Below are 12,192 nucleotides of genomic sequence, written 5' to 3'. Positions count from 1 at the left end.
CGATTCAACCGGCGCGTCAGCCGTCGCGCGACAGGATGCCGTACTTCCGGAGCTTCACGTACAGGGATTGACGGCTCAGCCCGAGCATCTCTGCCGCGGCGACCCGGTTGTCGCTCGTCAGTTCGAGTGCCGTCTCGATGCAGGCCTTCTCGATCACGTCGGTGGTCGCGGCCACGATCTCCTTGAGGGAGGAGGAGCCGACCTGGTCCATCACCTCGCGCATCGCGCGCTCGCCCACCGTCGCGCCGACGATCTCGGCGGCGGGGGCCTCCGCCTGCGCGACCGCCCCGCGGGCCGTGTCGCGCAGGATCATGCCGTGCCCGTCGACGCCGGGCGCGTCGAGGCGGGCCGCGCTGATCTCGACGGGAACCTGCGTGCCGTATCCCCCCGTCACGCGCGTGAGGTACCCGCGCTGGGGTCCGCTCGCGTCGTCGAGCAGGATGCGCATGTCCACGGCGCCCCGCGCGAGGAACTCGCCCAAGGTCCGCCCCGCCACGTCGCCGACGGTGCCCGCGTCGCACATCGACAGGAACGCCTCGTTCGCGCTCTCGATCCGGCCTGCCCGGTCGGTCAGCACGATCGCGTCGCCGGCCCGGTCGAACAGCGCGCCGAGGAGGCCCGCGCGGGGGTCGTCCCCCGAGGGGACGGCGCCCGGCCCGGCGAGGGCCACGAGCAGCAGGCGCTCGCCACCGGCGCGGAAGAGACGGGCCCGAAGCGAGAGCGCGCGCCCGGTGCGCCGGGTCTCGACGGCGACGTCACGCGTCTCGGCGTTGGCGGCGGCGGTCCCGCAGAGCGCGTCGAGGAACTCCGCCTTGCGCCGCCCCTCGAACTCCTGCGCGAAGGCCGAGCCGGACAGCGCGTCCGGCGCGGAGCCGAGGAGCGCGGCGGCCGCGGGGTTGGCATCGAGGACGCGGCCCGACGACACCTCCACCAGCACGAGCGGGTCGGAGGCCGCCTCCATCACCACGCGGTAGCGGGTCTGGAAATCGCGCTGGGCCTCGTAGTCGCGCTCGAGCGCCATCTGCGCCCGGACGAGCCGCTGCTGCAGTTCCGCGACCGGGCGGAGGTCGCGGCCGAGGAGGAGGACGCGCCCCTCCACCCCCGTCGGATGGGCGGTGTAGCGGATCGGGAAGGTCCACGCGGCGTTGTCCCGGTGGTTCACCTCCACGGGGGCGTGGACGGTCTCGCCGCCGGCGGCCGCGCGGATGCGGTCGTCCAGCTTGTCGATGCTGTCCTCGGCCACGAACTCCCGGAGGTTGCGCCCTTCCCAGTGGTCGACCTTGCCCACGGCCCCGTTCAACGGGTTCGTCGTCGCGGAGATGATCGTCCCGCCCTCGCCGACCACGAGCGCGATGTCCGCGGCGGTCGTCAGGATGTCGCCGAAATACTGCGGCGCGATACGTGGCCCGGCCCGTTCGTTCCAGAAGTCGCTCTCGCGCGTGCTCACGTCGTCGCCCCCATGTCGCATGCCGGTCCAAGCCGGCCGGGCAGCGTCACCTTGAACGAGTCTAGCGCATCCTGCAGATCGTTCGAAAGGCAGTCCGCGCCACTTTCCCGTGCGGCGTCGCGGTGCCGTGACAGCGCGCAGCCCCCGAGGGCGACGGGGCGGTGCGGCCCGCCCATCCGGCGCAGGGCGCGGACGATGTCGATCGCACGCGCGAACCCGCGATCCGTGGATGCCCCCAGCACGATTCCGTCCGCGCCCGTGTCGGCGAAGGCGCGCGCGACGCCGCCGGCGGTCGCGTCGCTGAGCAGGCGCGCGTGCAGCCCCATGCGCCGCAGCCGGTAGGCCAGCAGCGCGAGCGGAAGGACGTGATCCTCGCCGCGCGGGCTCGCCACCACGACGCAGGCGCCGTCCGGGGCGGGGCGCGCGACGTCCCCGAGCAGGCGGAGCGCCTCGTGGATGCGGGCGCAGGCGATCGTGACGTCCACGAAGCTGGAGCCGCCGTCGCACCAGTCCGCCCCGAGGCCCGCGGCGACGCGCGGAAGCGCGGTCAGCAGCAGGCGGTCGCACTGGGCGGCGTCGCCGCGCGCGACGTCGTAGATCGTGGCCCGGTGGGAGCCGTCCTCCGCGAGCCACACGGCCCGGAAGGCGCGGGCCTCCTGAACGGAGAGCGGGCCGTCGGCCCCGATCCACCGCAGGCAGAGGCGAAGCGCCGCCCCCAGCCCGGTCGGGCCGTCGGGGCGGACGGGTAGGTCGAGCACGTTGTCGCCACGCACGTCCATCTTGCCCCTCCGCGGGATGGGTCCGCCGTGCGTATCACGGCAGGGACCTCGTGTCAGCCGTCCATCTCCCCCGCCTGTCACGCGATGTGGACAGGAGGGACGAAGGCGCCATCGAACAGCACTACGCGGAACGGACGCGCTTGGATCACCGGGTGTAACTCTAGATTGACACGTGTGGCGTAAGTCGGGAGATTGCACGGACGGGAGGAGCCCCTTTGTCCACGACCGGAGACCGCGTTCCGATCTACACGCCGGAGCAGCGCGCGCGCCGAGACGCGACGCGCTGGACCGTGGTGCAGGGAGTCCTCGCTCCCGTGCAGTTCGCGGTGTTCGGCGTCTCCCTCGCGCTGGTGCTGCGGTTCCTCTGGACCGGCGACGGCTACGCGCTCGCCACCGGCTCGGTGATCCTCAAGACGGCGATCCTCTACGCGATCATGGTGACCGGCGCGATCTGGGAGAAGGTCGTGTTCGGGCGCTACCTCCTGGCCCCCGCCTTCTTCTGGGAGGACGTGGTCTCGTTCGGGGTCATCGCGTTGCACACGCTGTATCTCCTGGCGCTCGGCCTCGGCTGGTCGGCGGAGGCGCAGATGACCGTCGCGCTCGCCGCCTACGCCGCCTACGTGGTCAACGCGGCGCAGTTCCTCCGCAAGCTGCGCCTCGCACGCATGGTTCCGGCATGAGCGGCTGCACCGACATGCCCGTCCTGCGGGAGCGCGGCCAGCACGAGGTGTTCTGCGGGCTGACCGGCATCGTCTGGCTGCACCGCAAGATGCCCGACGCCTTCTTCCTCGTGGTGGGCTCGCGGACCTGCGCGCACCTGCTGCAGTCCGCCGCGGGCGTGATGATCTTCGCCGAGCCGCGATTCGCCACCGCCATCCTCGAGGAAGGCGACCTCGCTGGGATGAAGGACGCGCAGGACGAACTCGATGCCGTGGTCGAGCGCCTGCTCGCCCGCCGCCCCGACATCCGCCGCCTGTTCCTCGTCGGGTCCTGTCCGTCGGAAGTGATCAAGCTGGATCTGGCGAAGGCGGCGCAGCGGCTGTCGTCGCACCACGCCCCGCATGTCGAGGTGCTGTCCTACTCCGGCTCCGGCATCGAGACGACCTTCACCCAAGGCGAGGACGCCTGCCTCGCCGCGATGGTGCCGGGCCTGCCCGCGACGGAGGCGGCGAACCTCGTCCTCGTCGGCGCCTTGCCCGACGTGGTGGAGGATCAGGCGCTGTCGCTCCTCGCCGCGATGGGGATCGAGGCGCAGGTCCTGCCCGCCCGCCGCACCGGCGCGCCGCTCGCGGTGGGGCCGAACACCCGCTACGCGCTGCTCCAGCCTTTCCTCGGCGACACCGCGTCCGAGTTGGACAAGCGCGGCGCGGCCCGGATCGAGGCCCCGTTCCCCTTCGGCGAGGAGGGCACGACCGCATGGCTGCGTGCGGTGGCCGAGGCGCACGGTGTCGACGATGCGACCTTCGAGGCGGTGACCACCGCCCCCCGGGTCCGCGCCCGCAAGGCCGTCGCCGCCGCGCGCGACACGCTCGCGGGCAAGCGCCTGACCGCGCTGCCGGACAGCCAGCTCGAGATCCCCCTCGCCCGCTTCCTCGCCCGCGAGTGCGGCATGGTCCCCGTGGAGATCGGCACCCCCTACCTGCACCGCGCGATCATGGCGCCGGACCTCGCGCTGCTGCCCGAGTGCCGCTTGTCCGAGGGGCAGGACGTCGAGCGGCAGTTGGACCGGGTGCGCGACGACCGCCCCGACCTGACGATCTGCGGGCTGGGCCTCGCCAACCCGCTGGAGCGCGAGGGGCTGACGACCAAGTGGGCGATCGAGCTCGTCTTCACGCCCGTCCATTTCTACGAGCAGGCGGGCGACCTCGCCGCGCTCTTCGCGCGCCCGCTGTGGCGGAAGGAGAAGCTCGACTTCGCCGACCGGATGGAGGCGGCGGAATGAAGCTCTCCATGTGGACATACGAGGGCCCGCCCCATGTCGGCGCGATGCGCGTGGCCACGGGGATGAAGGGCGTGCACTACGTCCTGCACGCGCCGCAGGGCGACACCTACGCGGACCTGCTATTCACGATGATCGAGCGGCGGGACCGCCGCCCGCCCGTGACCTACACGACGTTCCAAGCCCGCGACCTCGGCGCGGACACGGCGACGCTTTTCAAGGATGCCTGCCTCGCGGCCTACGAGCGGTTCAAGCCGGAGGCGCTGATCGTCGGCGCGTCCTGCACCGCCGAGCTGATCCAGGACGATCCCGGCGGGCTGGCCGAGGCGCTGGGCCTGCCGGTGCCGGTCGTGGCGCTGGAGCTGCCCTCCTACACCCGCAAGGAATGCTTCGGCACGGACGAGACCTTCTACCAGCTGGTCCGGACCTTGGCGAAACCGTGCGAGCGGACGCCCGAGGTCTCGTGCAACGTGCTCGGCCCCACGGGCCTCGGCTTCCGCCACCGCGACGACGTGACGGAGATCGTGGGCCTCTTGGAGGGGATGGGCATCGCGGTGAACGTGGTCGCGCCGATGGGCGCGCGACCGTCGGACCTCGCCCGCCTCGGCGCGGCCCACTTCAACGTCGTCCTCTACCCCGAGCATGCGGAGGCCGCCGCCCGCTGGCTGGAGCGGGAGCACGGGCAGCCGTGGACCAAGACGATCCCCATCGGCGCGGGCGCCGTGCGCGACTTCGCGCGTGAGGTCGGGATGCTGGCCGGGGTGGAGCCGCGCATCGACGAGTCCCGCCTGCGGGAGCCGTGGTGGTCGCGCTCGGTCGACAGCACCTACCTGACGGGCAAGCGCGTCTTCCTCTTCGGGGACGCGACCCACGTGAAGGCGATGGCCCGCGTGGCGCGCGACGAGATGGGGTTCGAGGTGGTGGGGCTGGGCTGCTACAACCGCGAGTTCGCGCGCGACGTCCGGGCCTTGGCCAAGGAGTACGGCGTCGAGGCGCTGATCACCGACGACCATCTGGAGGTGGAGGAGCGGATCGCAGCGCTGGCCCCCGAGATGATCCTCGGCACGCAGATGGAGCGCCATGTCGGCAAGCGGCTGGGCATCCCCTGCGCCGTCATCAGCGCCCCCGTCCACGTGCAGGACTTCCCCGCCCGCTACTCGCCGGTGATGGGCGTGGAGGGGGCGAACGTGCTCTTCGACACGCTGGTCCATCCGCTGGTCATGGGGCTGGAGGAGCATCTGCTGGCCATGTTTCGCGAGGATCCCGAGTTCCACGACGCTGCGGGTCCATCGCATCACGGGGGCTCCGCCCCTCGCCCGGCGGAGCCGGACGTCCCCCGGAATATTTCCGGGACATCGAAGGGGGCGGACGTGGTCGTCTGGCTCGCCGATGCCGAGCGCGAGCTGCGGAAGATCCCGTTCTTCGTGCGCGGCAAAGCCAAGCGGAACACGGAGGCGTTCGCCGCCGAGAAGGGCCTCGCGGAGGTGTCGGTGGACACGCTCTACGAGGCGAAGGCCCACTATGCGCGGTGACGCCGTGGCATACCGCGTCGCCATCGTGACGCTGGACGCGCTGTCGGCGGGACCGGCGGCGCGGGCCGTGGCGCGCATGGGGCTGGAAGGGCTGGAGGTCTCCGTCCACGCGGCCGCCGAATGGGACCACGACGCGGGCGCGCTGGACCGCGCCATCGCGGCGGTGGACAGCGCGGACATCGTGATCTGCGGGCTGATCTTCCTCGACGACCACGTGCAGGCGATCCGCCCCGCCTTGGAGCGCGCGCGGGTGCGCGCCGACGCGGTGGTGGCGATGGTCAGCGACCCGTCCATCGTCAAGCTGACCCGGATGGGCGACCTCGACATGGCCGCGCCGCCTTCGGCCGCCGTCGAGCTGCTGAAGAAGCTTCGCGGCGGCGGGGGCGGCGGCAAGCGGGCCTCGGGCGAGAAGCAGATGGCGATGCTGCGCCGCCTGCCCAAGCTGCTGAAGTTCGTGCCGGGCAAGGCGCAGGACCTGCGGGCGTGGTTCCTGTCGATGCAGTACTGGCTCGGCGGATCGGACGAGAATGTCGAGGGGCTGCTCTGGATGCTCCTGTCCCGCTACGGCGGGCATGCGGGCCACGTGCCCGCGCCGGTCGAGCATCCCGAGGTCGGCCTCTACCATCCCGACACGGGAATCGTGACCGACCTCGCCGCGCTGCCGTCGCCGGATGCGCCGGTGGCGACGGTGGGGCTCCTCCTGCTGCGCTCATACGTGCTGGCGCGGGACGCCGCGCATTACGACGCGGTGATCCGGGCCTTCGAGGCGCGCGGCGTGCGCGTCATCGCCGCCTTCGCCGGGGGCCTCGACGCGCGCCCGGCCATCGCGGCGTACCACCAAGGCGTCGACGCGCTCGTGGGGCTGTCGGGGTTCTCCCTCGTCGGCGGCCCGGCCTACAACGACTCCGAGGCGGCGGTGGAGGTTCTCGCGGACCTCGACGTCCCCTACCTCGCCGCGCATCCGCTGGAGTTCCAGACGCTGGGCCAGTGGGGCGGGTCGGAGCGGGGGCTGGGGCCGGTCGAGACGACCATGCTGATCGCCTTGCCCGAGATCGACGGCGCGACGGGGCCGACCGTCTTCGCCGGGCGCCACGGCCCGAGCGGGTGCGACGGGTGCCCCCGGCGATGCGACGGCGGGACGTCGCGGGCGATGGCGCCCTGCCCCGAGCGGATCGAGCGGCTGGTGGCGCGGGCGACGAAGCGCGCGACGCTGCGCCGCGAGGGGGCGAAGCGGATCGGCATCGTGCTGTTCAACTTCCCCCCCAACGCCGGCGCCGCCGGCACCGCCGCCTATCTCGGCGTGTGGGAGTCGCTGTGGAACGTGCTGGCACGGCTGAAGGCCGAGGGTCATGCGGTGGACCTGCCCGCCGACGTCGATGCGCTGCGCCGTGCGCTCCTGGAAGGCAACGCCGCCGCCCATGGCGCGGAGGCCAACGTCCACGCCCGCATCCCCGCCGACCGGCTGGTCGCGGAGGACCGGTTCCTCGCCCAGACCGAGGCGACATGGGGCCCCGCCCCGGGGCGGCAGCAGTCGGACGGGGCGGCGGTCACGATCCTCGGGCGTGCCTTCGGCGACGTGTTCGTGGGCCTGCAGCCCGCGATGGGGATCGAGGGCGATCCGATGCGCCTGATGTTCGAGGGCTCCTTCGCGCCGACCCATGCGTTCGGCGCGTTCTACCGCTGGATGCGCGACGAGTTCGGCGCCGACGTCCTGCTCCACTTCGGGATGCACGGCGCCTTGGAGTTCATGCCGGGCCGCCAGAGCGGCATGGGCTGGACCGACTGGCCCGACCGCCTGATCGGGGACGTGCCGAACGTCTATCTCTACGCCTCCAACAACCCCTCCGAGGCCTCGCTCGCCAAGCGCCGGTCGGGCGCGGTGACGGTGACCCACGTGACGCCGCCCTTGGCGCAGGCGGGTCTCTACAAGGGGCTGGCCGAGCTGCGCGACAGCGTCCGCCGCTGGCGCGAGGCGGACCCGCTGGCCAACCGCACCGACCTGCGCCGCCTGATCGCGGACCAAGCCGAGGCGGTGGACCTCGACGGGTCCGACCCCGATAGGCTGTGGCTGACGCTGCTGGAGACCGAGGACGCGCTGATCCCCGACGGCCTCCATGTCCTCGGGAAGCCACTGTCGAACGACGACCTCGCCCGATACCTCGACCCGCTCGACCCCGCCGACCGGGAACGCGCCGCTGCGGCGCTCCGGTCGGATGCCGAGATGGACGGGCTGATGGCGGCGCTGAACGGGCGGTTCGTGGCGCCCGTCCCCGGCGGCGACCTGACGCGGGGCGCCTCCGTCCTCCCGGCGGGGCGCAACATCCACGCCTTCGACCCGTTCCGGATGCCGACCCAGTGGGCCATGCGCGACGGCGCTGCGCAGGCGGACCTCCTGCTGGCGGAAGCGGACGCGCCGCGCTCGGTGGCGATGGTGCTGTGGGGCAGCGACTCCATCAAGTCGGACGGAGTGCCCATCGCGCAGGCGCTGCACCTCATGGGCGCGCGGCCCCGGTTCGACCACTATGGGCGGCTGGCGGGGGCGGAGCTCGTCCCGCTGGACGAACTGGGCCGTCCCCGGATCGACGTGGTGATGACCCTCTCGGGCATCTTCCGCGACCTCCTGCCGCTGCAGGTCAAGCTGCTCGCCGAGGCCGCGTGGCTCGCCGCCTCCGCCGACGAGCCGGACCACATGAACGCCGTCGCCGCCCACGCCCGCGCCTACGCCGCCAAGATGGGCTGCGACCTCGAGACGGCCGCCTTGCGCGTCTTCTCCAACGCCGAGGGGGCCTACGGGGCCAACGTCAACCAACTGGTCGATGCGGGCGCATGGGAGGACGAGGGCGAGCTGGCCGACGTGTTCGAGGCGCGCAAGGGCTTCGCCTACGGGCGGAACGGGCGGGCGACCAAGGCGGCCGACCTGCTGCAGGCGGCGCTGGGCGACGTGGACGTGGCCTATCAGAACCTCGAGTCGGTGGAGCTCGGGGTCACCACGATCGACCACTACTTCGACACGCTGGGCGGAATCTCACGCGCGGTGAAGCGGGCGAAGGGCGAGGAGGCCCCCGTCCTCATCGGCGACGCCACGATGGGCACCGCCAAGGTCCGGCCCCTCGCCGATCAGGTGACGCTGGAGACGCGCACCCGAGCCCTCAACCCCCGCTGGTTCGAAGGGCAGCTCCGCCACGGCTCGGAAGGGGTCCGCGCCATCGAGGCGCAGGTGACCAACACGCTGGGCTGGTCCGCCACGACCGGCGCGGTCGAGCCGTGGGTCTACCAGCGCATCTCCGAGACCTTCGTGCTGGACGAGGCGATGCGCCGCCGTCTGGCCGACCTGAACCCCAAGGCGTCCGCCCGCATGGCGGGCCGCCTCCTCGAAGCGTCGGAGCGCCGGTTCTGGGCACCCGATCCCGATACATTGGCCGCGTTGCAGGACGCCGCCGACGAGCTGGAAGACCGCCTCGAGGGCGTCTTCGCGGCAGAATAGGAGCGACGATGCCGAAGGATCTTCCGAACCTGCGAGGGCTGGACGGCGAGGGCTCCGTCCAGGTCCATCAGGACGAGAGCGCCCGGATCGAGGGGGCCAAGGTCTTCTCGGTCTACGGCAAGGGCGGGATCGGCAAGTCGACCACCTCGTCGAACCTGTCGGCGGCCTTCGCCAAGATGGGCAAGCGGGTGCTCCAGATCGGCTGCGACCCCAAGCACGATAGCACCTTCACGCTGACGGGCCGCCTGCAATCCACGGTGATCGACACCCTCAAGGAGGTCGATTTCCACGCCGAGGAGCTGCGCCCCGAGGACTTCGTCGCCGAAGGCTACGGCGGCGTGAAGTGCGTCGAGGCGGGCGGCCCGCCCGCGGGCACGGGCTGCGGCGGCTACGTGGTCGGCCAGACGGTCAAGCTGCTCAAGCAGCACCACATGCTGGAGGACACGGACGTCGTGATCTTCGACGTGCTGGGCGACGTGGTGTGCGGGGGCTTCGCCGCGCCGCTGCAGCACGCGGACCGGGCGCTGATCGTGACGGCGAACGACTTCGACTCGATCTACGCGATGAACCGGATCATCGCGGCCGTGCAGGCCAAGTCGAAGAACTACAAGGTGCGGCTGGCGGGCTGCGTGGCGAACCGGTCCAAGGACACGGACGAGGTGGACCGCTACTGCCGGACCGTGGGCTTCGACCGCATCGCGCACATGCCCGACGTGGACGCGATCCGGCGCTCGCGGCTCAAGAAGAGGACCCTGTTCGAGATGCCCGACGAGGAGGACATCGTCCGCTGTCGGGCCGAGTACATCCGCCTCGCCGAGACGCTGTGGAACGGGACGGAGCCGCTGGCCCCCGCCCCGCTGCCCGATCGAGAGATCTTCGAGTTGCTGGGCTTCGACTGATGGCCGCGCTCCACCCCCCCTCGGCCCCCGCGCGGGCCCAAGGCGCGGCGCCCGCCGCGCCCTATGTCGCCGTGCGCGATCGGGTGGAGGACTACTTCGACCGCTCCGCGACCGAGACGTGGGCGCGGCTGACCTCCGACGCGCCTGTGTCCCGCATCCGCGAGACGGTGCGCCGGGGCCGCGACCGGATGCGCGACCTGATCCTGTCGCGCTTGCCCGACGACCTGTCGGGCGCGCGGGTGCTGGACGCCGGGTGCGGCGTGGGCGGGATGAGCGCGCTGCTGGCGGCGCGCGGGGCCGAGGTGGTGGGGGTGGACGTGTCGCCCAACCTCTTGGCCATCGCCGCGCGGCGGCTGCCCAAGGGGCTGGCGCCGAAGGTGACGTTCCGGGCGGGGGACATGTTCGACCCGGCGCTGGGCTGGTTCGACCACGTCGTCGCGCAGGACAGCATGATCTACTACGGGCGCGACGACCTCGTGGACGGTCTCGTGCGGCTGGACACGCCGCAGATCGTGTTCACCGTCGCGCCGCGCACCCCGCTGCTGATGGCGATGTGGCGGATGGGCAAGCTCTTCCCCCGCGCCGACCGCTCGCCCGCGATGGTACCGCAGTCGGTCAAGCACCTCGCGGCGGAGGTGGCGGGCCTGTCCGACCTCGGGCGGGTGACGAGCGGGTTCTACATCTCCCAAGCGCTGGAGGTCCGCCGGTGATCTCGCGCTTCGTCCCCTTCTCCGACGCCGCGTCCGAGGGGCTGCCGCTGGGCCAGCTCCTGCGCCTGTCGCTGTTCCAGGTGTCGGTCGGCATGGCCGCCGTGATGCTGCTGGGGACGCTCAACCGCGTGATGATCGTGGAGCTGGACCTCGCCGCCACGCTGGTCGCCGCGATGATCGCGCTGCCGGTGCTGGTCGCGCCGATGCGGGCGGTCCTCGGGTTTCGCTCCGACACCTACCGCTCCGCCATCGGGTGGAAGCGGCTGCCCTACCTCTGGTTCGGCGCGCTGTGGCAGTTCGGCGGGCTGGCGATCATGCCCTTCGCGCTGCTGATCCTCGGCGGCTACGACCAGTTGCGGGTGCTGCCCTACGCGGGCGAGATCGCGGCGGGCATCGCGTTCGTGATGACGGGGCTGGGCATGCACATGACCCAGACGGCCGGTCTAGCGCTCGCGGCGGACCGCGCCGACGACGCGACGCGGCCGCGGGTCGTCGCCCTGCTGTGGGTCGCGTTCCTCGCGGGGATGCTGGTGTCGAGCCTACTGATCGGCTGGCTCCTGCGCGACTTCGACCCCGTCCTCCTGATCCGCGTCGTGCAGGGCACCGCCGTCGCCACGCTGCTGCTCAACCTCGTCGCGCTCTGGAAGCAGGAGGCACCCAAGCCACAGTCCAAGGAGGAGCGCGCGGCGCCTCGTCCGCAGTTCCGCGACGCATGGTCCGACCTCGCCCGCGGGGGCACCGCCGGGCGGCTCATCCTCGCGGTCTTCCTCGGCACCATGGCCTTCGCCATGCAGGACGTCCTGCTGGAGCCGTATGGCGGCGCGATCCTCGGCCTGTCGGTCTCCTCCACCACCTACCTGACCGCGACATGGGCGGCGGGGGCGCTGGCCGCCTTCGCGCTCGCCGCGCGCAAGCTGTCCGAGGGTCTCCATCCCACGCGCCTCGCCGTGCGCGGCGTGCTGACCGGGATCGCGGGCTTCGCGGCGATCATCCTCTCCGCCCCCGTCGAATCCGCCCCCCTCTTCTTCGCCGGCGCCCTGCTGATCGGCTTCGGCGGTGGCCTCTTCGCGGTCGCCACGCTCACGACGGCGATGACGCTGCCCACAGACGGCTTGGCGGGGCGCGGCCTCGCGCTGGGCGTCTGGGGCGCGGCCCAAGCGACGGCGCAGGGCACGGCCACCGCGCTCGGCGGCGCCGCCCGCGACGGCGTCCAAGCCCTCGCCGACGCGGGCGTGCTGGGCACGGCCCTGCAACTGCCCACCACCGGCTACTCGGTCGTCTACCACGCCGAGATCGGCCTGCTCTTCCTCACGTTGCTGGCGCTCGCCCCCTTGGTGCGCGCGCCGGCCCCGCAACGACCGTCCACCCGGCTTGAACTGGCCGATTTCCCCACCTGAGAAAG

Annotated in this window: 9 protein-coding genes; 7 read left to right on the top strand and 2 right to left on the bottom strand. The window is 72.3% G+C overall.

The annotated features are described in order from the left end of the window. Positions 1–16: 16 nt before the first annotated feature. Both ppsR and JQC91_RS04275 read right to left on the bottom strand, forming a co-directional pair. On the bottom strand, positions 17–1,468 hold the full coding sequence (gene ppsR, locus JQC91_RS04280; protein WP_238941321.1) for a transcriptional regulator PpsR: 1,452 nt from the start codon (positions 1,466–1,468) through the stop codon (positions 17–19). After that, positions 1,444–2,226 carry a hypothetical protein gene (locus JQC91_RS04275; RefSeq protein ID WP_203285560.1) on the bottom strand — a complete coding sequence of 261 codons (783 nt, stop codon included), beginning with the start codon at positions 2,224–2,226 and terminating at the stop codon, positions 1,444–1,446. Before JQC91_RS04275 ends, ppsR begins: the two co-directional genes overlap by 25 nt. 215 nt (positions 2,227–2,441) lie before the next feature. Between JQC91_RS04275 and bchF the strand changes: the two genes are divergently transcribed. The 7 genes from bchF to JQC91_RS04240 are packed head-to-tail and all read left to right on the top strand — an operon-like array spanning position 2,442 to position 12,187. Continuing rightward, positions 2,442–2,906, top strand: a complete 465-nt coding sequence (bchF, locus tag JQC91_RS04270) for a 2-vinyl bacteriochlorophyllide hydratase (RefSeq protein ID WP_203285559.1) — start codon at positions 2,442–2,444, stop codon at positions 2,904–2,906. Then, on the top strand, positions 2,903–4,168 hold the full coding sequence (locus JQC91_RS04265) for a ferredoxin:protochlorophyllide reductase (ATP-dependent) subunit N (RefSeq protein ID WP_203285558.1): 1,266 nt from the start codon (positions 2,903–2,905) through the stop codon (positions 4,166–4,168). Before bchF ends, JQC91_RS04265 begins: the two co-directional genes overlap by 4 nt. Beyond that, complete coding sequence (bchB, locus tag JQC91_RS04260) at positions 4,165–5,697, top strand: ferredoxin:protochlorophyllide reductase (ATP-dependent) subunit B (protein WP_203285557.1); 1,533 nt, start codon at positions 4,165–4,167, stop codon at positions 5,695–5,697. Before JQC91_RS04265 ends, bchB begins: the two co-directional genes overlap by 4 nt. Continuing rightward, complete coding sequence (locus JQC91_RS04255; RefSeq protein WP_203285556.1) at positions 5,687–9,181, top strand: cobaltochelatase subunit CobN; 3,495 nt, start codon at positions 5,687–5,689, stop codon at positions 9,179–9,181. The genes bchB and JQC91_RS04255 overlap by 11 nt, the downstream gene beginning before the upstream one ends. Before the next feature lie 8 nt (positions 9,182–9,189). Further along, positions 9,190–10,080, top strand: a complete 891-nt coding sequence (gene bchL / locus JQC91_RS04250) for a ferredoxin:protochlorophyllide reductase (ATP-dependent) iron-sulfur ATP-binding protein (protein ID WP_203285555.1) — start codon at positions 9,190–9,192, stop codon at positions 10,078–10,080. Further along, entirely contained in the window at positions 10,080–10,790 is a 711-nt protein-coding gene (gene bchM, locus JQC91_RS04245; protein ID WP_203285554.1) for a magnesium protoporphyrin IX methyltransferase, read from the top strand. Before bchL ends, bchM begins: the two co-directional genes overlap by 1 nt. After that, a complete protein-coding gene (locus tag JQC91_RS04240; protein WP_343069899.1) occupies positions 10,787–12,187 on the top strand; it encodes an MFS transporter in 1,401 nt (466 codons plus the stop codon). The genes bchM and JQC91_RS04240 overlap by 4 nt, the downstream gene beginning before the upstream one ends. Positions 12,188–12,192: the final 5 nt, after the last annotated feature.

The organism is Jannaschia sp. Os4, from assembly GCF_016820245.1.
Classification (GTDB): Bacteria; Pseudomonadota; Alphaproteobacteria; order Rhodobacterales; family Rhodobacteraceae; genus Jannaschia.
The sequence above is the reverse complement of the archived record's forward strand: the minus strand, read 5'-3'. Positions and strand labels throughout refer to the sequence as shown.